The organism is Armatimonadota bacterium, assembly GCA_016223145.1.
Taxonomy (GTDB): Bacteria; Armatimonadota; Fimbriimonadia; order Fimbriimonadales; family Fimbriimonadaceae; genus Nitrosymbiomonas.
In genome coordinates this window covers 40,735-61,665 of record JACRPN010000009.1, presented here as the reverse complement: position 1 = coordinate 61,665, position 20,931 = coordinate 40,735, and the positions used below count along the sequence as shown (strand labels likewise).

At 61.9% G+C, this 20,931-nt stretch carries 15 protein-coding genes, 1 tRNA gene and 1 pseudogene; 10 read left to right on the top strand and 7 right to left on the bottom strand.

Annotated features, from left to right (window positions below):
- Positions 1 to 248 precede the first annotated feature (248 nt).
- The gene (locus tag HZC36_07390) at positions 249 to 1,961 is read left to right on the top strand and encodes an FAD-dependent oxidoreductase (GenBank protein MBI5706798.1); all 1,713 of its coding nucleotides are present in this window, start codon (positions 249 to 251) and stop codon (positions 1,959 to 1,961) included.
- A 335-nt stretch (positions 1,962 to 2,296) separates the two neighbouring features.
- Positions 2,297 to 4,516 carry a DNA polymerase I gene (polA, locus tag HZC36_07385; GenBank protein ID MBI5706797.1) on the top strand — a complete coding sequence of 740 codons (2,220 nt, stop codon included), beginning with the start codon at positions 2,297 to 2,299 and terminating at the stop codon, positions 4,514 to 4,516.
- 70 nt (positions 4,517 to 4,586) lie between these two features.
- On the opposite strand, the gene HZC36_07380 is transcribed toward polA, so the two are convergent.
- Both HZC36_07380 and HZC36_07375 read right to left on the bottom strand, forming a co-directional pair.
- Complete coding sequence (locus HZC36_07380) at positions 4,587 to 5,822, bottom strand: competence/damage-inducible protein A (GenBank protein ID MBI5706796.1); 1,236 nt, start codon at positions 5,820 to 5,822, stop codon at positions 4,587 to 4,589.
- 86 nt (positions 5,823 to 5,908) lie between these two features.
- On the bottom strand, positions 5,909 to 6,757 hold the full coding sequence (locus HZC36_07375; protein MBI5706795.1) for a deoxyribonuclease IV: 849 nt from the start codon (positions 6,755 to 6,757) through the stop codon (positions 5,909 to 5,911).
- A 54-nt stretch (positions 6,758 to 6,811) separates the two neighbouring features.
- On the opposite strand from HZC36_07375, the gene HZC36_07370 reads away from it, so the two are divergent.
- The 3 genes and pseudogenes from HZC36_07370 (at position 6,812) to HZC36_07360 (ending at position 10,384) form a co-directional block, all read left to right on the top strand.
- Positions 6,812 to 8,164, top strand: coding sequence for a phosphomannomutase (locus tag HZC36_07370; protein ID MBI5706794.1), 1,353 nt, complete (start codon positions 6,812 to 6,814; stop codon positions 8,162 to 8,164).
- Positions 8,165 to 8,355: 191 nt separating this feature from the next.
- Positions 8,356 to 8,463 (top strand): annotated as a pseudogene (locus HZC36_07365) (prepilin-type N-terminal cleavage/methylation domain-containing protein).
- 739 nt (positions 8,464 to 9,202) lie between these two features.
- Positions 9,203 to 10,384: a DnaJ domain-containing protein gene (locus HZC36_07360; protein ID MBI5706793.1), complete on the top strand. Its 1,182-nt coding sequence runs from the start codon at positions 9,203 to 9,205 to the stop codon at positions 10,382 to 10,384.
- Between the two features lie 71 nt (positions 10,385 to 10,455).
- Here HZC36_07360 and HZC36_07355 read toward each other — a convergent pair whose 3' ends face one another.
- Positions 10,456 to 11,193, bottom strand: a complete 738-nt coding sequence (locus tag HZC36_07355; GenBank protein ID MBI5706792.1) for an LON peptidase substrate-binding domain-containing protein — start codon at positions 11,191 to 11,193, stop codon at positions 10,456 to 10,458.
- Positions 11,194 to 11,324: 131 nt separating this feature from the next.
- Between HZC36_07355 and HZC36_07350 the strand changes: the two genes are divergently transcribed.
- The gene (locus HZC36_07350; protein ID MBI5706791.1) at positions 11,325 to 13,049 is read left to right on the top strand and encodes a GAF domain-containing protein; all 1,725 of its coding nucleotides are present in this window, start codon (positions 11,325 to 11,327) and stop codon (positions 13,047 to 13,049) included.
- A 326-nt stretch (positions 13,050 to 13,375) separates the two neighbouring features.
- Here HZC36_07350 and pyrF read toward each other — a convergent pair whose 3' ends face one another.
- The gene (gene pyrF, locus HZC36_07345) at positions 13,376 to 14,113 is read right to left on the bottom strand and encodes an orotidine-5'-phosphate decarboxylase (protein MBI5706790.1); all 738 of its coding nucleotides are present in this window, start codon (positions 14,111 to 14,113) and stop codon (positions 13,376 to 13,378) included.
- A 68-nt stretch (positions 14,114 to 14,181) separates the two neighbouring features.
- A complete protein-coding gene (locus HZC36_07340) occupies positions 14,182 to 16,557 on the bottom strand; it encodes an aldehyde dehydrogenase family protein (protein ID MBI5706789.1) in 2,376 nt (791 codons plus the stop codon).
- A 143-nt stretch (positions 16,558 to 16,700) separates the two neighbouring features.
- On the opposite strand from HZC36_07340, the gene HZC36_07335 reads away from it, so the two are divergent.
- The 3 genes from HZC36_07335 to gmk are packed head-to-tail and all read left to right on the top strand — an operon-like array spanning position 16,701 to position 18,970.
- Complete coding sequence (locus tag HZC36_07335) at positions 16,701 to 17,105, top strand: phage holin family protein (protein MBI5706788.1); 405 nt, start codon at positions 16,701 to 16,703, stop codon at positions 17,103 to 17,105.
- A 9-nt stretch (positions 17,106 to 17,114) separates the two neighbouring features.
- Positions 17,115 to 18,422: a YvcK family protein gene (locus HZC36_07330; GenBank protein ID MBI5706787.1), complete on the top strand. Its 1,308-nt coding sequence runs from the start codon at positions 17,115 to 17,117 to the stop codon at positions 18,420 to 18,422.
- Positions 18,419 to 18,970, top strand: a complete 552-nt coding sequence (gmk, locus tag HZC36_07325) for a guanylate kinase (GenBank protein ID MBI5706786.1) — start codon at positions 18,419 to 18,421, stop codon at positions 18,968 to 18,970. The genes HZC36_07330 and gmk overlap by 4 nt, the downstream gene beginning before the upstream one ends.
- On the opposite strand, the gene HZC36_07320 is transcribed toward gmk, so the two are convergent.
- On the bottom strand, positions 18,967 to 20,295 hold the full coding sequence (locus HZC36_07320; GenBank protein MBI5706785.1) for an HlyC/CorC family transporter: 1,329 nt from the start codon (positions 20,293 to 20,295) through the stop codon (positions 18,967 to 18,969). The genes gmk and HZC36_07320 overlap by 4 nt on opposite strands.
- A gap of 38 nt (positions 20,296 to 20,333) precedes the next feature.
- Positions 20,334 to 20,410 (bottom strand) — tRNA-Pro (locus HZC36_07315).
- Between the two features lie 142 nt (positions 20,411 to 20,552).
- On the opposite strand from HZC36_07315, the gene HZC36_07310 reads away from it, so the two are divergent.
- Positions 20,553 to 20,924, top strand: coding sequence for a hypothetical protein (locus HZC36_07310; GenBank protein ID MBI5706784.1), 372 nt, complete (start codon positions 20,553 to 20,555; stop codon positions 20,922 to 20,924).
- The last annotated feature ends 7 nt before the right edge of the window (positions 20,925 to 20,931 follow it).

The window sequence follows — 20,931 nt, the reverse complement described above, 5'->3', positions numbered from 1 at the left end:
CTCCCTCGAGCCCCGCATGCAGCCTTCGCCGCCTCGGAGTCTCTCGCTCCGTTGCTGCGGGACGAAATGGAATTTTACCAGCATTTCCTCCCGGTTTGTGTGGCCACGGCCCCCCAAGGTCGGCTTCAAGACAGGTACAAATAGCGGGTGCAAGAACACTAGTTCCTTGCGGTTTGTTTGGACCAGCGAGTGTGAGACCATCGTATCCGAGAACTAGAGCCTATTGGCGCCTTACTGTAGGGGCGTTCGTGCTTGCGCTTGTCTGCGGCGGCGCCCTGCTGACCATCGAGACGCAGGTCAGCGCGAAGGAATACGAGCCCAACGTTGCGGTCCGCATCAGCGATGTGGCGCTCGACCCCGAGATTTTCCAGAACGGCAGCGAGGTGTGCGCACGCGACCTCACCTATGAGGCCCAGCGCATCGGGCGCTACCTTGGCGAACGGGGCTACAGGGGCCAAGAAAGGCTCATTTCGACCGTGGAATTCATCCATCGGGTGAAGGCCCGGTTCCCGCAAGCGACGCTCTTCCGCTATGTCGAATCCTGGGGCAAGGCCATTCTGGTGCCGCTTCACTGGTCGGAGAACGTGATGGCTCGGGTGTTCCGGTCCTATGACGTGGCCGTGGTCGGCGGCGAACTGGCCTCCATCACGACGGCAATGGCCGCGGCTGATCGCGGTTTCCATGTGGCCCTGGTTTTCGCGGGACCCCTTGGCGGCGTCTCGGCGGCTTCCGGCGCGAACCTCCGGTTCTTCGACAACATGGGCACCACGACCCACACGCCGCAGCAGCAGGCCCTGTTCCGTGAGGCGCTTGCGATGATCGGCTGGACGTCGGTCCCCGTGAACGCGGATGAGCGCCTGAGGCAGTTCCTGGAGAGCCGATACGCGGGGCGCATCGACCTCATCCGGACCGGTTCCTTCGACAGCCTTCACGTTCGATTGAGCGGGAAGCGGATCGAGAGCATTCTGACCAGCGAGGGCGACCAGATCGAGGCTTCCACGTTTATCGATACCGACGTGGAGTCCCGGATCGCTGAAAAGTGCGGCCTGCGCTACACCGTCGAAACCCCGTTTTTGGCTTGCGGCATGGTGTTCGACGTGAAGGGATTGACCTCGGAGGACTGGAAAATGCTCCAGAGCCACGTGGGCCTGACCCCAGATGAGATCATGGCCTCGGAAGGAGTGAGAGTTGATCAGGTGCTGGCAGATGAGCGTGCGGCGCACGTGATGGCGCTCCTTGAAAAGCAGATCGCCACCGACAGCTTTCGGTCGGCTGCCTACTGCAAGATCGGCTACGTGGCCCTCTCGCAGGCGTACCATTTTAAGATGCTCTGCCGGGGACTGGTTCATCCGGAGGACAAGGGTCTGGAGTGGCTGAACAGCAGGCGCATGGCCAGCGGTTTCAACATCGGCATCCAGCCCGGCATCGCCTGCTTCAACGATTTTGGCTACAGGTTGAAGCGAACCCGGCTTCAGCACTCGCACAGCCTGGCAGACGATCCCGAGCTTTGGCCGATTCGAAAGATCGAAATCCCCGCCATCGAGGAGTATTTCCGGCAGATGACCGGCAACGGGAGCCTTGTGGTTCGGATGCCCGAGCAGTTCTATCTGCGGCGCTCCTCGGCGTTCTTCGAAACCCTGCGGCCCTACACGGCCGCGGAGTTCAACACCGACGAAGTGGGCCCATTCCACACCTACTATCCGATGGATCTGCGCGACCTTACAGCGCGGGATCCTGAGAACTGGCGGATCGTGAAGCGGTACATCCAGGAATCGCGTGGGCTCCACAAGTGGAATTGCCGGGCCGATGCCGCCCAGACAAAAGTCGAGAACCTGTATCTCGTCAACCAGTGCGCCGTGACCCCGGCTTTCTCAGGCGGGCAGCGGATTCAAGCCAACCAGATGAACGTGGGTGCCGCCGTCGTGGCCTCTTTGCCCGCGCCCGGTCCCGCTGGGAGGTAACGTATCGCCCATGGCGGAAAGGCGATTGATCCTGCTGGATGGCTATAGCCTGTTGTTTCGGGCGTTCTATGGCACGCGGTTCCTTTCCACCAGCGACGGACGCCCCACCAACGCCCTCTTTGGGTTCACCAGCATGCTCTTCTACGTGCTCGAGAACCTGAAGCCTGACGCCTTGGTCGTCGCTCTAGACGCCCACGGCAAGACCTTTCGCCACGCGGAGTATTCGGAGTACAAGGGCACGCGCCGCGAGACTCCAGAAGAACTCGTCGTGCAGCTTCATGAGTCGCGGGATCTCATCGCGGCACTTGGACTGCCTTGCCTGGAGGTGACCGGCTATGAGGCCGACGACATCATCGGGCCTGGACCAGCTCCAGCTCGTCGACGAACGTGTTCACGTGCTCACCACGCGGGTTGGGGTGACCGACACGGTGACTTACGACCCAACGGCCGTGCGGGACCGCTATGGCGTGACCCCCGAGCAGCTTCCCGATTGGAAGGCCATTGTCGGCGACACCAGCGACAACATCCCCGGCGTACCCGGGATTGGCGAGAAGGGTGCGACGGCCCTGATTCAGCAGTTTGGGTCGGTCGAGAGCCTGATCGAGCGCCTGCAAGAGGCCGAGCCGAAATATCTCAAGAAGCTTGAAGCGCCGGGCGTGATCGAGCAGCTCAAGAAGTCGAAGTGGCTTGCCACCATCTGCCGCACGGCGGAGGTCGCCTATGGATTCGAGCCGTTCGCCGTGACCGAAGAACAGGTTCAGAAGGCGCGGGCGTTCCTCGAGTATTACGAGCTGCGCAGCCACGTGAAGCGCTTGCCGCAGGTCCTGGCGCCGTACATCGAAGGCGGGTCTATCGAACCCATCCCCGTGGAAGTCGTCTCCGAGGCGATCGAAGCGACGCACCGATCCGCAAAGAGCCTGGAAGACCTGGAGACCTGGATCGGGGGCCGGCCGTACTCGTTGTTCTTGGGGTCAACCTCAGCCCAGGCCAGCATGTTCGAGGAAGGCGCTGCAGAAGCGTTCATCGGGTTGGACGCGGAGGTCGCGCGTGTCCCTGAGCCCTTGGCGCTGGAGTTCCTCGGCGCTGTGCCCGGCCAAGCGGTTGTTCACGACGCCAAACCGCTCATCAAGAAGGCTCGGACTGGCCTCCAACCGGTCGGATTTGACACGATGCTTGCGGGGTACGTGCTTCAGTCCGGGCGGTCGTCGTATGCGTTGCGCGACCTGGTGCAGGGCTACCTCGACCTGACCCCACCAACCAAACCTGAGGAGATGGCCGTGGCACTCTACCGGCTTCGGGCGACGATGGAGTCGCAGCTCCGAAAGGAAAGCCAGGAGAAGGTCCTGTTCGATATTGAGCAACCTTTGACCCCTATTCTTGCTGAAATGGAGAGTTTCGGCATCCAGGTGAGCAGGCCGTTCCTGGAGAACTTCTCCGGAAGCCTTCAGGTCCAGATCGCGGCATCGGCGGCACGGGTCTATGAACTGGCGGGGGAGGAGTTTAACATCGGCTCCCCAAAACAGTTGGGCGAAGTTCTCTTTGAAAAGCTCAAGATTCCTGGACAAAAGAAGACGAAAACGGGATATGCAACGGGGGCGGAAATCCTCCAGTTCATCGACCACCCGATCGCCAAGGAGATTCTGAACTGGAGGGAGCTCTCCAAGCTGAGGTCGACGTATGCCGATTCGCTACCGAGAATGATCGCTCAGGACGGGAGAATCCACACCACCTACGCGCAGGCCGTTGCCGCCACTGGTCGACTGAGCTCCAACGACCCCAACCTCCAGAACATCCCCATCCGGACGGACCTCGGGCGCGAGATCAGGAAGGCGTTCGTGGCGGCAGCAGGCACTTCGTTGGTTTCCCTCGACTACTCCCAGATCGAGCTAAGAATTCTGGCCCATTACTGCAAGGATCCGAATCTCCTGCGGGCGTTTGAAACCGGCGAGGACGTGCACACCGTCACCGCTTCGGTGATGTTCGATGCCGGACGAGAAGAAGTCTCCAAGACCCAAAGGGGCTACGCGAAGCTGCTCAACTATGCGGTGCTCTATGGCGTCACCGACTTTGGCCTGGCGAACCAATTGGGCGGCGACTTCTCCGTCACCGAGGCGCGAACGCTGATCGAGAACTACTACTCCAGGTTCCCGAGTGTGAAGGCGTTTATGGATGGGATCGTCGCCGAGGCGCGCTCGAAAGGGTTCACGACCACGCTCTGTGGGCGCAGGCGCTACTTCCCGGAGATTCATGCGGCGAACCGCAACGAACGGCTTGGCGCCGAGCGTCAGGCGATGAACGCCCCCATGCAAGGAACCGCCGCCGACATGATCAAGCTGGCCATGGTCGACGTGCGCGGACGCCTCGACGCCTCAGCGACCCGGATGCTGCTGCAGGTTCACGACGAACTGCTGTTTGAAATGCCGCACGACGACCGAGCGCTGATCGAGCCGATCCGCGGTTTGATGGAGAACGCCCTTCCCATGGACGTCCGCGTGGAGGTGGACGCGAAGGCGGGCCCCAACTGGGGTGAGATGACGCCGCTGGACAGGGGCTGATCTTTGAGCTGATCGGTATTGGTCCTATACGACTAATAGGTCCTATACGACCTATACGCTTACATGAGAACTACAGCCCCTCCAGCTTCTCTCTGAGCAGCACGAGCGCCGACTGAATGCTTCGTATCCGAATGCTCTCTCTCGACCCCCGAAACTTGAACTCCTGCGCCCCAGACGAGTCCGGCCCAGACCAACCGATGTAGATCAGCCCCACCGGCTTTGCTTCCGAGCCGCCGCCGGGACCCGCCACACCGGTGATGCTCAACGCCCAGTCCGCGCCGATCAGTCCTTTGGCGCCTTCCGCCATCTCACGCGCACATTCCGCCGAAACCGCGCCTTTCTCCAGCAGTACGCCGGGATGCACACTGAGAAGCCTCTCCTTGACCTCGTTCGCATAACTGATCACCCCGCCGAGGAACACCGCCGAAGAGCCCGGCACGCCGGTCAGCCGCGCCCCGAGGCCTCCGCCCGTACAGCTTTCTGCGACCGCCAGCGTCTGCCCGCGCGCATAGAGGAGCTTCAGGATGTGGCCCTCGATCGTCAAATCGCCCGACGCATAGATTGCCGATCCCAGAATGGCCCTCACCTTGGCCTCGAACGGATCGAGGAGCGCATTCGCGTCGGCCTCGCTGGGCGCCGAAGCCGTCAGCCTCAAGTGCACCTCGCCGGGATGGGCATAGGGCGCGATGGAGGGGTTTTCGTTCGCCAGCAGTTCGGCCACCCGTTGCTCGACAAGGCTTTCTCCAAGCCCTATGACGCGCAGAAGTCGCGACACAATCGTGACCCCCGGCGTCAGCCCGTTCAGCATCTCACGCACCGGCCCTTCGAGCATTGGGATGAACTCAGTTCGGGGTCCAGGTAACGCAAAGATCGTTTTGCCGCCCATGCGGCAAACCAGCCCAGGCGCGGTCCCATTGGGGTTGTCGATCGGCTCGGCGCACCCGGGACGCATCGCCTGCCGGCGCTGCGATTCCGTCCAGGTGAGCCCCCGCGAAGCAAAGAGCTTGCTGAGGCGTTCGGTGATCTTGGAATCTTCGACCAGGGGATCGCCGAGCGCTTCGGCGATGGCTTCGCGGGTGAGGTCATCTTGGGTCGGGCCGAGACCGCCGATGGTGAACACGATATCGGAACGGCTCAGGGCCAGGTTGAGCGCCGAAGTCACGCGCTCCAGGTTGTCGCCAACCGTCTGTCGGTAGCGGTGCGTGATGCCGAGCTCCGGCAAGAGCTTCCCGATGGCCTGGGCGTTCGTATCCACGATTTGGCCCATCAGGATCTCGGTTCCGACGCTGACGATTTCGGCGGTCATAGATGAGAGGATAGCGGATGAAGCGGTTCATCCAAGGACCAAACAACCGACAAAATCGAACTCGAGTTTATTTTTGACGGTTGTAGTCAGGCTTCTCTTAGCCCCATCAGCACTTCCAGATTCACCTGGTGCATGGTTTCCGCTTCCGGAGTCTCCAGGAGGATCGGCACGTACTCAAACTTCGGGTCGTTGACCAGCAGCCGGAACGCCTCTTCGCCGATTTCCCCTTTGCCGATGTGCTCGTGGCGGTCGGCATGCGAGCCAAGACCCTTCTTGCTGTCGTTGCAGTGGATCGCTTTGAGCCGGTCCAGTCCAACCGCCTTGCCAAAACGATCAAATGTAGCTTCAAACATTTCCTGATTGCGCAGATCGTATCCGGCGACAAAAACGTGGCAAGTGTCGAGGCAGACCCCGAGCCGCTTGTGGCCCTTGAGCGCATCGAGCAGCCAGGCAAGCTCCTCAAACTTCGAGTTGAGGACACTCCCTTGCCCTGCGGTTGTCTCCATGAGCAGAGTCACGGAGTCCGGCGTATCGGCAAGCACCTCGGCGATCCCTTCTGCCGCGATGCGAAGGCCCTCCTCGATGCCGCGGCCCATGTGGGCTCCAATGTGGGACACCGCGAAGGGAATGCCGTAGGCAGCGCACCGGTTAAGCTCGCCCTTGAGCCCTGCGATGCTCTTGGCCTGCATCTCGGTGTCCAGGGCGCTCAGATTGACCAGATAGCTGTCGTGGCTGACGACCGACGTGATACCCGTCTCCTTGAGCGCATCCTTGAACTTGGAGGCCATCTCATCGGTGACCTCTTTGGCCCTCCATTGCTGCGGGCTAGAGGTGAACACTTGGACGGCGGTGCAGCCGATGGCCTTGCCGTTGCGGATGGCCTTGTCCAGACCTCCGGCCGTGGGCATGTGAGCGCCAAGGAGCTTCGCGGGCATAGGGGAGAAGGGTACCAGCGGCGAATGGCTCGCCATCGGGTATCACCCTCGCAGATGGGCCAATACCTGCCTGCCTTCAAGGCATACGACGTCCGCGGCATCGTGCCCGACGAACTGAACCCCGATCTCGCCTACCGAATCGGGAGAGCGTTTGCCGACGAGACGGGCGCCAAGAGTGTGTGCATCGGCTACGATATCCGGCTTTCGGGGCCGGATCTCTATCAGGCGATGGCGCGGGGACTGAACGAATCTGGAGTCGACGTGACGCACCTCGGCATGGTGGGCACCGAGATGGTCTATTTCGCGACGGCCTTCTATGGGTTCGATGGCGGCGTGATGATCACCGCGAGCCACAACCCGCCCCAGTACAACGGCATGAAGATGGTCCGCCAAGAAAGCCGCCCAATCAGCGGCGACACGGGCCTTTTTGAGATCGAACGTCGAGCCCACGAGGGACGATGGGAGCGCTCGGGAGACGGGAAAATCATCGAAAAAGGAGTCTACGGGGACTTTGTCAAGCACTTGATGAGCCTAGTGGACCCGGCGGCTCTCAAGCCCATGAACATCCTCATGGACGTAGGAAACGGAGCCGCAGGAATCGCGCTCGAGGCGCTCCTTCCCTACCTTCCTTTCAAGGTAGATCGCATGCTCTTCGAGCCGGACGGGCACTTCCCGAACGGCGTACCAAACCCGATCTTGGAAGAGGCCCGCGAGAGGACGGAGAAGCGCTTGAGAGAGGCGTCGCCGGCATTCGATTTTGGGGTTGCCTGGGATGGCGACTACGATCGCTGCTTCTTCCTGGATGGCCAGGGCAACTTCATCGAAGGCTATTACATCGTCGGGCTTCTGGCGGACGCGATCCTCAGCAAGGACCCGAACAACACGATCATCTACGACCCGCGGCTCTATTGGAACACCCTGGACATCGTGGGGCGGCGGGGCGGGCGGGCGGTGGTCTGCAAGAGCGGCCACGCCTTCATCAAGGAAAGGATGAGGGCGGAGAACGCCATCTATGGCGGCGAAATGAGCGCCCACCATTACTTCCGGGATCACTGGTATTGCGACAGCGGCATGATCCCGCTGCTCCTGATCGCCGACCTCGTTTCGCGCTCTGGCAAGTCGCTGAGCGAACTCGTCGGCGAGATGATCGAGCGCTACCCCTGCAGCGGCGAGGTGAATTCGACGGTCGAGAGCGTACCGGCGGTCTTGGCGCGAGTGGAGGAGAAGTTCGCAGCGGGAGGCCAGATTGACCGGATCGACGGCTTGAGCGTCGCGTTCGAAGATTGGCGGTTCAACCTCCGCGGCTCGAACACTGAGCCGGTGATTAGGCTGAACGTGGAGACGCGAGGCAATCGGGCGCTTATGGAAGCGAAGACTCAAGAGTTGTTGGCAGAGATCCGCAGATAAGAAGGAGGCGAAGCGCGAAGGGCGACGAGCGATACGCGATCCCTCGCCCTTCGCTAGGGCCCCGACACCCCATCACCTGAGAACCTGGCACCGAGCACCTCTTCCCCCCAAAACCCGCATTCTCACAGAGTTGAGCGTTGGCTAAGCGCCGAAAATCTTGATCGGACCATTCCGGCGTTGTGGGAGGCGCACTGGTGCGAAAGGGATTTACACTCATAGAATTGCTTAACGTGATGGTGATCATCGCCATCCTGACGGCCATTTTCATGCCGGCGGTGCGCGCGGCCAAGAACGCCGCCGTGACCTTCAATGCGACGCTTTCGATGAAGCAGCTCACCGACGCCACCAGCCTTTACATGGCCGACGCCGACGACACCTTCCCTATCGCGATGTATCAAGAGGGCGAGGAGGTCAAGGCCTGGTTCGGCAAGGGTGTGGCGAATTCCGAATTTGATCCCAAAGAGGGCATCCTGGCGCCCTACACCTCCGGGCGCGCGGCGCGCGACATGGCCCACGACGCTTCAACCTATTTCGGCGACCACTCGGGCTTCGGCTACAACTGGGGCTACCTAGGAAGCGACACCAACATCACCCTCGATTACACCGGATTTCCGAACCTCAAGAACCCCGCGCGAGGCACCGAGCTCGCCGATCCCTCCCGAACCGTCGCCTTCGCCACCAGCATCTACTATTTCGCCTCATGGTTGGATGGGGGGAACGGCCGCCGCTACGATTTCGGCTTTGTAGATCCTCCCAAATACTGGCGTGGCAACCCGAATGTGGACTTCCGGCACGGGGACCCGGCTCTGGTCGACGAGAAGGCCAAGAAGGTCACGCCCAAGGGCCGCGCGATCGTCGCCTTCGCGGGCGGAAACGTCAAGACCCTTGAGCCCGGAGAGCTGAAGGACGCGCTCTTTGAGCGCCAACCGGCAACGCCGGCAAACTAGACGCGGGTCCTCGTCCAAATTTACAAAAAACTCGTGCAAAACCCCGTCCCAAAGGCTATGAATCACGGGGTCCCATATGCCAAAATCGACGTTGTCAACGACGACAAAAGGCAGCACCCCGACATTGGCAAGTTATTACGATACGCTAGGGGTGGAAGCTTCCGCCGACGTACTGGCATTGCGCCGCGCATACAGAAAACTGGCCCGGAAGTACCACCCGGATCTCAACGCTGAACCAGGCAGCACGGATATCATGGCCCGAATCAACGAGGCCTACCGGACGCTCATCGATCCTGATCGACGCACGGAGTACGATTCCATGCTCAAAGCCGGCCTGGGGCAGACCGAAGTGGCAGGCCGCCGCCGTATGCGCGCGCCTGTCGCCGTGAGCCTGAGCCACCGTCTTGGCGTTCACCGAACGCCCATCTATGCCCTCTGCTTCTCTCCGGATTCCTCCACCCTCATCTCCAGCTCGTTCGATAACGAGATCCTTTGGTGGAACCCGGCGACCGGCGAGCAAGAGCGCCGCGTGAAGCTCGAATCGGGCACGATTTCCACGATCCGCGCCTTGCCCGACGAGCGCCTGGTCGCCGCCGGTACCGCCGAGAGCATGATTACGGTTTGCCGGTTGCGCAACCGAATCGCCGAGTCTTGGCGCAACAGCGCCGCCGAATGGGCGACCTGCGTGGCGGTTTCGCCGAACGGTGAGCGCCTAGCCACCGGGACGGTCCACCATGCACTGACCGTCGCTGACGCGCGTAAGGGCGAGGTCATCTTCAGCAAGCAGGATCACGGCGCCTCGGTAACCGCGGTCCAATGGTCTGACGACGGCAAGTACATCGTGTCGGGCTCGGCAGACGCCACGGTCAAGCTCCGTGATGCCGAGACCGGCGCGGTCATCCACACCTTCGGGCAGATTCTCTCGACGGTTACCGCGCTTTCGATCTCGCCGGATAACGCCTTTATCGCTGCGGCCTGCGCCGACCTTTCGATCCGCGTGTTCAGCCTTTCTGACGGTGCGCTCAGACGAACCTACACCGGCCACACCAAGCCGATCGAGTGCATGGCGTTCCACCCGAACGGATGGCTGTTCGCCACCGGCAGCCGGGACGGCAACGTGGGCCTCTGGAATGCCGCCGAGGGCCTTGGGCAAGTGCACCTGGAGGCGAGCATCAGGCCGATTTTGGCGGTGGCCTTCAGCGCCGACGGCCGCAACTTGGCTTCGGCGGGCCTGGACCGAACGGTCCGGATCTGGGAATTGCGGGTGAAGTAGCCAGGAGCTAGGGTGCGTGGATCGTAGGTTCGTGGTTCGTGGTGAGAGGTCCAGACCCTTCGCCCTTCGCCTCAGTTGTTGCAAAGCATGTCCCGGATTTCATGTGAGGAGAGCCGCCGAATATCCGTTTCGTGCGAGAGCCCTGGGATCGTGACGGGCGCCTGCTGGCTACCCCCCTCCTGAACCTCCGCCAGCTGGCTTTCGAGGAGCGGAAGGATGCTGGCGATGCGCTCAGTGGTGTCGGTGATCTCCAGCAGGAGCTGCTTCTTTCGGTTATCCATCCGGAGCAGATTGGCGATCGTAAACGAGAACGCCTCGGGATCTTGTGGAAACACCACCTCGATGCTGTAGTTGGGCTTTGACAAGAGGTGCTGGATCAGCAGTTGGAAGGTCTCCTGGGCGCGGGAGAGCAGCGCATAGCCTCGCGGCGATTCGTCGGCATCGTCCTCGACGACCGGCTCCACCCGCCCGACCAAGAACGGCCGCGACTCGTCCAGGCTGCGGATGCGGAATCGGCCCTCCCCTTGTACCTGAAGGTCCAGCCGGCCGTCGTCGTATTCGTGGACCTTCAAGATCCGGGCTGAAGTACCCACCATGTAGGGGTCCGCGGAGCCTCCCACTTCTCGCCCATCTCGAATCAGAACGACCCCAAACGGGCGGCCGGTTTCCCGGCACTCTTGAACCATTTCAAGGTAACGAGCCTCAAAGATATGAAGCTGCAGAGTGGCGTAAGGAAAGAGAACGGTCTCCAGCAGGAACAGGGGCAGCTCCTCAGACGATTGATGCGAGCGATCCAAGGGCCCAGCCATAGACCGGATTATGACTTGGATTTCGCGGGCATGGCCCAAATAGGGTCGGTCTCCCGGAAGTCGGACCCCCTTTGCTGGTAAAGTCTATCGGCATTGCGGGTGCGGAAGCGCCCGCCACAATTGTATTTCTTTTGAGCGAGAACTCCATGCCCTCCGAAACGAACGAATACCGCGAGCAACTCGATGCGGCACAAGCCCGCATTCACGAGTTGGAAGCTCGGCTACACGAAGTCGAAGACCGAGCCCCGAAAAAGACCGGTGAGCCCGCCCCGGCGTCGAGTGAAGAGGGCGGCCTGGGGTCCACGCCCCTAAGCGAAGCGGACGCAACGCTCAAGCGCTTGGTCCAGCGCATCGCGATGATTCTTCAAGCGGAGAAAATCGTGATCATGTTCTACAACCGGGAAACCGGTGAACTGCACGGCATTCCTCCCGCTTATGGCGTCGAAGAGGACCAGCTCAAGATATTCCGTTCACGCGCCACACACGGCGTGGCAGGGCTCGTGTTTCGCGACAGCAAGCCTGTGATCTTCCACGACGCGACAACCGACCCGCGCACGAAAGACGATCCCTTTTCCCTCTTGCATGTCAACAATGGCATCACCGTTCCTTTGGTCATCGAGCGGCGTGATGAAGAGAACCGGGTCGTCGAGCGCACCCCCATCGGCGTGCTCCACGCCTTCAACAAGCGTCACGGCGAGTCGTTCATCGAGGAAGACGTCCGGCTCCTAGAGCGCATGGCGCGCAACGTCGGTTCCATCATCGCCAACCTCCAGCTGTACCGCGAAGTCGTAGAAGAGCGCGAAGAACTGCTTCAGACGTTCGAATCGCTGACCGCCGGGCTGGTTCTTATCTCACCGGAAGGCTTGGTGAGCCAGATGAACGCCACGGCGCGGACCATCTTCCAGGCGCCAGAGATTGTCGTCGGGAAGCCCTACGGAGACATCATCAACTTCGAAGGGTTCGGCGGCGTCATTGACGCCACACTCAAGAGTGAAGAGCCTCCTAGGCAGGAGATCTCGGTCAGCATCGCCGGGGTCGAGCGGGTCTATCAGATCCAAGCCGCACGTGTTCGCAGCGACGAGGGCAAGGACCTCGGCGTTGTGGCGATCCTTAGCGACATCACCGAGGTCAAGAACGTTGAGCGCATGAAGAGCTCGTTCGTGGCCATGGCCTCACACGAGCTGAGGACGCCGCTCACGGCGATCAAGGGCTTCGTCAGTACACTGCTGATGGACGAGACCTTCACGCTGGACGAGCGGCGAGAGTTCTATATGATCATCGATCAGGAGTGCGACCGCCTGACCCGGCTCATCAACGACCTCCTGAACACCGCGCGAATCGAATCGAATCAGAGCCTGAAGCCGAACTACACGCAAGTCGAGATCAACAAGCTCCTCGACAAGGCCGTTCGCATTCAGCGGCAGGCAGCGCCGAAGCACCGGCTAACGCTCGAGGCGGACCAGAGCATTCGCTTTGTCACCGCCGACGAAGACAAGTTCGACCAGGTCATCACCAACCTGCTAAGCAACGCCATCAAGTACTCGCCGAATGGGGGCACGATTCGGGTGAAATCTGAGAAGCAAGGCAACGATCTGCTGATCAGTGTGCAAGATCACGGAATGGGCATTCCCAAGGACCACCTGAACAAGGTCTTCGACCAATTCCACAGGGTCCACAACGAGGACAACCGCAAGATCTATGGCACCGGCTTGGGGCTGTTTCTGGTCAAGCACCTCGTGGAGAGCGTTCACCTCGGCAAGATTTGGGCCGAGAGCGAGGTCGGCGTCGGCTCGACGTTCTACGTTCGCATTCCGATGGACCTGGACATCGACAAAGCCAAAGCCGCGAACGATTGAGGGACTGAGGGACCAAGGGACAAAGGGCCTAAGGGAACTGGCCCAGAAACTTCGAACCTCGAACCTCGGACCACACTCCGTGCCCTCATCCGGTTCAATGCGTCCACCGACCTCTCCAAGTCGGGAGAGGTGGTTCTCGGAGCCACGATTCACGCACCGCGCACCACGGTCCACGAACTCATCACCTTGGCGGTCCTTTACGCTTTGGCGGCTTTGCGAGAAGTCCCCTACTGCTCCGGCACGGAACCGGCGGCTATGGACCCACTCGGAGCCACGGATCAGAGCTCACGAGCCACGAACCTACGCACCACGCGCCACGAACCGCCCTATCCTATGGCGCCTTCGATCTCTTCAAGAATCTGCCGCGCGGCACCCAGCGGATCGGCCGCCGATCGTATCGGCCTTCCCACGACTAGGTGGTCCGCGCCCATCTTGATGGCCTCGGCCGGGGTAAGGCTTCGTTTGTGTTCATCGGTGGAGGATCCCGTAGGCCGGATTCCCGGCGTCACAATCAGCGGTCGCTCGCCTAGCTTCTCACGCAAAAGGCCGATGCTGCCGCCCGATGCGATCAAGCCGTCCGCGCCCGCTTCCATCGCCATCGAGGCCCGGTGAAGCAGAAAGGCATCGAAATCGAACGCCTGCTCCCCCCGAGTGACGACGCCGTACACGTCCGAGAGGTCTTGCGCGTTCATGCTGGAAAGGAACGTGACCGAGAGGAGTTTTGGCCCGGGCGCAGCCCCCACGCCGGCCCTCGCGGCACGGAGTGTCGCGGCCCCGCCTTGAAGGGTCAGCAGGTCTGCCCGGCCAGCGATGACCGCCACCGCCGTCTGGATCGTCTCCCCGATATCGTCCATCTTTAGGTCGAGAAACACCTTCTTGCCCAAACCTCTGAGCCGATCGACCAGGTCGAAGCCCGAGCAGAGGAAGAGCCGCCACCCAACCTTATAGAAGGCTGCCTCATCGCCGAGAGACTCGACGAGCCTCCAGTTTTCTTCCGGTGTCGGCAGGTCGAGGGCAACAATGAGTCGGTCACGGGCGGCGATGTTTTTCGAGGAGATCGTCATCAAGCTTTCTTGTACCTGAACGGCCTGGGTACCCACCGTGACTTCACCATTGCACGGCTCAAGGAGCCCTATTCGCCCAAAGGTGCCCAAACGTTTTTCACCTGAGTGGCGTGGCGGAGGAATTCCTTGCTGGCCGACCAGGGCCGCTCGCTCCAGTCGTGGGACTTTGAGGGCCCGAGCCAAGTCTGCTTAAGGTTGCCTACCGATAGCAGTTCGACTTGCCGGCCCCCTTCAGCGTCGCCGAAATGCCACATCGCATCCACGCCGTCATGCTCGGCCAGCGTCTTTCGAAGCTCCGACTGAAGTCCCGTCAGCAAGTTGACGACCCCGGCAGGTACGTCCGAGGTCTCGAGCACCTGGATGAACTCCGCCGCCGCCAGCGGCGTCGTCTCACTCGGGGCCACCACGCAGGCGTTGCCCATCGCCATGCAGACTCCCAGGGTGGCGACCAAGGGCAGGAGCCCCGGACCATCGGGGCAGGTTGCCGCGATCACGCCGACCGGTTCGTTCAGGGTGTAGGTGATCCCCCGGAAGGCCGTCCCGTGCACGCGCCCGTCGTACTTGTCCGCCCAGGCCGCGCACTCGAACAGCCGCTCCACACAAAGCCCGACCTCTCGTTCCCCATCGGCGAACCCTGAACCCGACATCGCCGCCAACAGCTCGGCAAACTGGGCGCCGCGCGCCGAGAGGTTTTCTGCCAAGTAATAAAGAACTTGCGCCCGCGCATGGCCGGTCTGGGCCGCCCAGCCTGGCTGCGCGTTCCTCGCCGCTTCGACGGCATTCCGCACGTCCTTGCGGTTGGCGCGAGACACCTCGCCCAGCCGTCTGCCCGAAGAACCAACCACTTCGAGCGAAAACCCCTGGTCAGGCCGCACCTGCTTGCCACCGATGTAGAGCTTGTAGGTTCGGTCGATGCCGGGAGGCGAGGTTGGTTCGCGCTTGGACGGCTTGGGCGCCGGCTTGCGGGGCGAGGAGCCCAAACGGTCGAAAACCAGATACTCCAGAAGTCCCTCGCTGCCGCCTTCGCGGCCAAAGCCGCTCTCCCGATAGCCGCCAAAACCAGATGCGGCGTCGAAGAGGTTCGTCGAGTTCACCCACACCGTCCCAGACTTCACCTGTCCCGCGACGTCCAGCGCCAGGCTCAGGTTTTCACTCCATACGCTCGCCGCGAGCCCGTAGACCGTGTTGTTCGCGAGCGCCACCGCCTCGGCGGGAGTGCGGAAGGTCATGGCGGCCAGCACCGGGCCGAAAATCTCTACCTGCGCGGCGGTCGAGGCCGGCGAAACGTTGGAGAGAAGCGTCGGCGGGTAGAACCACCCCCGCGCCGGGATCTCGCAGGGCGCCTGGTAGACCTCCGCTCCCTCGTTGCGGCTCTGCTCGACCAGTCCCGCGATCCGCTCAAGCTGCACCGGAGCGATAATTGCACCGATGTCGACGGCCTTGTCCAAAGGGTCGCCCATGCGAAGCGTCGCCATCCGGTCCTTGAGCTTGGAGAGGAACCTCTCTGCGCAGGATTCCTGCACGAGCAGCCGCGACCCCGCGCAGCAAACCTGGCCCTGGTTGAACCAGATCGCGTCCACGAGCCCCTCGACGGCGCTGTCGAGATCGGCGTCCTCGAACACGATGAACGGCGACTTGCCGCCGAGTTCAAGGCTCAGCTTCTTGCCCGTGCCCGCCGTCGCCTTGCGGATCAGGCGGCCCACTTCGGTGCTCCCGGTGAACGCGATCTTGTCGATTCCAGGGTGCTCGACGATCAGCCGTCCCGTCTCGCCCTCGCCGGTAACGATGTTGACGACCCCCGGAGGCACGCCAGCGGCGTCACAGAGCTCAGCGAAGCAAAGCGCGGTGAGCGACGTGAATTCGGCGGGCTTGAGCACCACCGTGTTCCCGGCTGCAAGCGCTGGCGCAATCTTCCAGGCCAGCATTAAGAGCGGGAAGTTCCACGGGATGATCTGGCCGCAAACGCCCACAGGCCTGTACCCTGAGAACTCCGTCTCGAAGATCTGCGCCCAGCCCGCATGGTGATAGAAGTGGCGCGCTACCAGCGGCACGTCGATATCCCGGGTCTCACGGATGGGTTTGCCGTTGTCGAGGGTCTCCAAGACCGCCAGAAGCCGGGAGTGCTTCTGCACCTGCCGTGCCAGTGCATAGAGCACTTTCGCTCTGCCATGTCCGCCGAGGGACTCCCAATTGGGCTGCGCCGCTCGCGCCGCCTTTACCGCTGCATCGACGTCTTCCGGCCCGCCTAGCGCGATCTTCGCCAAGGGTTCTCCCGTTGCCGGGCAGTCGGTCTCGAACTGCCCTCCGGAGTGCGACGCCCGAAATTCCCCGCCGATATAGATCCCGAACGATCCTTGGTGCGCCTCCAGCCAGGCCTGCGCCAGTTCGGCCGCCTCGGGAGCGGGCCCGTAATTCAGGTTGTTAAAGATCTCGGCAATGGTCATGGGCTCTGCGGCTATTGTACGTTCTTTCGAGCGGCCCCCCCTCAGCAGTGCATTCGTCCGGGGCCGAACCCGCCGGAGCGCACATGTCCGTTGGGGATACAATCTCCTATCGGCGGCGCGGGATTTTCGCGCCGGGAGGCTCCATGGGAAGATTGCTGCTGCGCTGGATCTTGCTGGCCCTCTCCGTCTGGGGCGCAGCCCAACTCTGCCGGATCCTGGGACTCGGCTTCGTCACCGACCTCAAGAGTTCGGATGACACCCTCAGGTTCCTGCTCGGCGTAGCGGTGCTTGCGCTCCTCAACGCCACTCTCGGCAATCTGCTCAAGTTCCTCACCATCCCCCTCAACTGCCTGACCCTCGGGCTGTTCTCATTGGTCGTCAACGCCCTGGTTCTCATGTTTGCCGCGAGCCTGGGGCTCGGCTACCACCTGGCGGGCGACGAGATGCAGAAGTTCCTGGCGGCGTTTGTGGGCAGCCTGCTCATCAGCTTCATCAATGGTCTGCTCGGGTCGTTCCTCGGCGACGGCAAAAACGGCGACAAGGACTGACACCCAGCGATGATCAACCGGCACCGACTGAAGAAACTCTTCGCCCCAACCGCCGGCCTGCGCAAGGCCGTTGCGCTCTTTGTGGCGGGGCTCTTCTTCTTCCTTGTCGGCGCCGCGCTCAGCTTTAAGCTCGTCATCCTCCCCGTTTTGGAGTGGCTCGAGCGGGGCGCGAGCGGCATCCTCCAGGTGCTAGTCCCCGCCAATTCGCTCGAACTTGCGACCCACATGATGGGGGGTGCGCTGCTCTTTCTGGGCATGTACTGCAGCTACGTCGGGCTGCGCGCGGTGATCTTCCAAGTGATACGAACGCTCACGGGCTTCGGCACCGGCATGGTGGACGTGTATGTGCAGCGCCAGAGGCTGGCACAGGGGCCTCGAATCGTCGCTCTGGGAGGCGGCACAGGACTCAGCACGCTGCTTCGCGGCCTGAAGACCCACTCCTCCAACATCACCGCCATCGTCACCGTCACCGATGATGGCGGCTCCAGCGGACGGCTGGTCAAGGATAAGGGCATCATCCCGCCCGGCGACATGCGCAACTGTCTGGTGGCATTGGCCGACGCTGAAAAGTCCATGACCGACCTCTTCCAGCACCGCTTCGGAAAGGACAGCGGGAGCCTTTCTGGACACTCCATCGGGAACCTACTAATAGCCGCCTTGGTGGACCAGGCTCACGGCGACTTCGAAAAGGCCATTGAGATCGCCTCCGACGTCCTTCTCATCCGTGGCCGCGTCGTGCCTTCGACCATGGAGCACGTTAGGCTCCGGGCGGTGATGGAGGATGGCACGGAGGTCTGCGGTGAGACCAAGATCGTCGGCTTCGGAAAACGAATTCGGCGCATCTACCTCGACCCAGAGCGCGTGGACCCCTATGCCGGCGCGATTGAGGCGATCCACAACGCGGACCTCATCTGCATCGGCCCGGGAAGCGTATACACCTCGGTCATTCCCAATCTCCTGGTGCCAGGCATCGCCGAGGCGCTGCGCGATTCGAAAGCGACGAAGGCCTACGTCTGCAACGTTATGACCCAGCCCGGCGAGAGCGACGCCTTTACGGCCTCCGAGCACGTCACCGCCATCCAGGCAAATGTGGAATTCCGCACTTTTGACACGGTGCTCGTGAATACCGGCGTGCCCAGCGCCATTGCCATCGAAAAGTACCGCGAGTTCGGCCAGTTTCTGGTGGACCCGGACGTCGACCGCATCCGTGCGATGGGCTACAAGACCCTCAGCTCCGACCTGATGAGCGAATCTGATTTCGTCCGCCACGACCCGATGAAGGTGGCGGCCAGACTCGTGTCGCTGGTGGAGCGATGAGGGGCAGCCTGGTCCTGCTCAGCGGCCCGAGCGGGGTGGGCAAGGACGCGATCCTCGATGCCCTGATCGCCAGAGACCCCAGGATTCACCGTGTGGTGACCTACACCACCCGCCAACCAAGAGCGGGCGAGCAAAACGGCGTCGATTATCACTTCGTCTCGCTGAACCGGTTCTTCGAACTTGCGCAGGCAGGACATTTCTTCGAGTACATGAACGTGTTCGCAGACGATTGGTACGCCAGTCCGCGCACGGATGCCGAGCGGATGGAATCGGAGGGCAAGATCGCCGTGCTCAAGATAGATGTGGAAGGGGCGAACGAGGTGCGCCGACAGCGACCGGACGCGCTGTCGATCATCATTCTGCCGCCTTCGATGGAGGAGTTGGAGCGGCGCATTCGGGCGCGCGGCGGGGATGACGAGGCTTCGATCCAGCGCAGGCTCGCCAAAGCCAATTGGGAACTCGGGTTCGCCGACCGCTACACCCATCAGGTGGTCAACGACGACTTGCAAAGCGCCACCGAGACCGTGTATGGGCTCATTGCATCCTAGCTTCCGTCAAAGAGCTCCAGGCGGTGCACGGCGCCCCGGGTCTCAGCGCTAAGCTGGATCGACACGCGCGTGATGCGCCGCCTCGCCATGTTTTCCACCCGCATGACGCCGATGGCCAGGTCGGCGGTGTCGCCAAGGCGAGGCACACGCCCCAGCCGCTCGGACATGATCTGCGCGAGCGTATCGGTCGGAGGGGCGTCCGGAAGCTCGATCCCAAGCCACTCGATCAACTCGTCGTATCGGACCTCCGAGCGCGCGGAAAGCCGACCCCCTGCATGGCCCTCGATCGGGGGCCGGTCGAACTCCATGCGGTCCTCGATCTCACCAAAAATCTCCTCGACCACGTCTTCGAGCGTCACCAACCCGGCAGTGCCGCCGTATTCGTCCACCACGATGACGATTTGGGTGTGGGACGCCTGCATCCGCTCCACGATCCGGTCAAGGGTCAGGTTCTCGGGCACCACCACCACGGGGCGAAGGATGGACTCAAGAACGAACGGCTTGTCCTTCAGGTGCCGGACAAAGTCGTGGATGTAAAGAACGCCCGCCACGTCGTCCACGTCCCCACGGCAAACCGGTATCCGCGTGTTCGGCACGAGAGACAGCCCGTCGATCAGTTCTTCCAGGCCAAGCGAGATGTCGAGCCACCGAATGTCCATTCGGTGGACCATGACGTCCTTCGCGTCGAGTTTGTCCAGCTGCAGGGCACGGGCCAACATCTTCGCATGGACGTCCTCGAGGACTCCCTCGGCCGATTGCGCCTTGAGCAAGAGCAGCATCTCCTCTTTGGGAATCGCCTCCGAGCGCTTCTCGTCAATTCGAATTCCGAAGAGCCGCAGGATGCCGGCGCCGCTTCGGTCGATCACCCAAATAAGGGGTGTCAGGGCGGCGACGAGCACGCTGAGCGGTGGAACGACCACCAGGGCCAGATGATCGGTCCTTTGCAAGACGACGTATTTCGGCACCAGCTCGCCGATGACCACCATGAGGAAGGTGACGACCAGCAGAGAAAGGGCGGTCATCCAGATGCTGTGCCCGACCTCGACCCCAAGAGCCGTGTTGAGCAAGCCCGCGACATAGGGCTCGGCGACCGAGCCAGCCCCGATGCCGCAGAGCGTGATGCAGATCTGAACGCCAGCGATGTGGCGGTTCATATCGTTCAGCGCAGCAACCACGCGCCTGGCCATCTTGTTGCCGCGCCTCGCCAAGGCTTCCATCTTGGACTTGCGGCAACCCACCAAGCTGTATTCGGCGGCGACGAAAAAGGCGCTCGCCACGATGATCAGGATGGAGGCCAATAGACGCGCCAACGAACCGTCGCCCATTGGCTTGGGAGTTTAGCAGGAACGTGGGAGGAGAGTACTGGTCGGGATGGGCAGATTCGAACTGCCGACCTCTCCCACCCGAAAGGAGCGCTCTACCAAGCTGAGCCACATCCCGACGCGGAAGCCGATTGTACCCCGGCGGCTAATGCCCCCGATGCTGGTGACCCCAATCTGCTCACAGGGGACTCTCGCGCAAACCCGCAACTTCGCCGTGGCGAAGGCCCCGAGCGGAACCGACACTTCCCGCAGGACACGTCATGGGCACGAAGATCTGGGTGTATCTGATCGGCATGATGGCCGCAGGGATCGGCCTTCCGATGCTGCTCGCCTATCAGCTCAAGCTGGGCGACTTTGCCAAGAGTCCGCAAGAAGTGAGGCTGAACCTGGGCGGCTCGCTAGTGGTGGCCGGGGGCAGGGCTAAGATCTGGTTCGCACAGGTGGACCCTGCGCCTACTTTGGAGATCTCCTGCGCCAAAGAGACGGCGACGGTCGAGCTCGATGAGGAGGAGCCAAGCCAAGAAGTTTGTGGCGTACAGGTGAGAAAGCTCGACATCAAAGAAGTCCAATTGGGCGTACATAGAGTCTTGCAAGGCCACTTCGAAGTCACCTGGAAGAACCCAAACAAGTAGCCCAGGT

Excerpts from the sequence above, each read along its gene's own strand:
- HZC36_07310 (MBI5706784.1), top strand. The coding sequence starts at position 20,553 with ATGGGCACGAAGATCTGGGTGTATCTGATCGGCATGATGGCCGCAGGG.
- HZC36_07375 (MBI5706795.1), bottom strand. The coding sequence starts at position 6,757 with ATGCCCGCGAAGCTCCTTGGCGCTCACATGCCCACGGCCGGAGGTCTG.
- HZC36_07330 (MBI5706787.1), top strand. The coding sequence starts at position 17,115 with ATGATCAACCGGCACCGACTGAAGAAACTCTTCGCCCCAACCGCCGGC.
- HZC36_07355 (MBI5706792.1), bottom strand. The coding sequence starts at position 11,193 with ATGGCTGGGCCCTTGGATCGCTCGCATCAATCGTCTGAGGAGCTGCCC.
- HZC36_07320 (MBI5706785.1), bottom strand. The coding sequence starts at position 20,295 with ATGGGCGACGGTTCGTTGGCGCGTCTATTGGCCTCCATCCTGATCATC.
- gmk (MBI5706786.1), top strand. The coding sequence starts at position 18,419 with ATGAGGGGCAGCCTGGTCCTGCTCAGCGGCCCGAGCGGGGTGGGCAAG.
- HZC36_07340 (MBI5706789.1), bottom strand. The coding sequence starts at position 16,557 with ATGACCATTGCCGAGATCTTTAACAACCTGAATTACGGGCCCGCTCCC.
- HZC36_07380 (MBI5706796.1), bottom strand. The coding sequence starts at position 5,822 with ATGACCGCCGAAATCGTCAGCGTCGGAACCGAGATCCTGATGGGCCAA.
- pyrF (MBI5706790.1), bottom strand. The coding sequence starts at position 14,113 with ATGACGATCTCCTCGAAAAACATCGCCGCCCGTGACCGACTCATTGTT.
- HZC36_07335 (MBI5706788.1), top strand. The coding sequence starts at position 16,701 with ATGGGAAGATTGCTGCTGCGCTGGATCTTGCTGGCCCTCTCCGTCTGG.
- HZC36_07370 (MBI5706794.1), top strand. The coding sequence starts at position 6,812 with ATGGGCCAATACCTGCCTGCCTTCAAGGCATACGACGTCCGCGGCATC.
- polA (MBI5706797.1), top strand. The coding sequence starts at position 2,297 with ATGAGGCCGACGACATCATCGGGCCTGGACCAGCTCCAGCTCGTCGAC.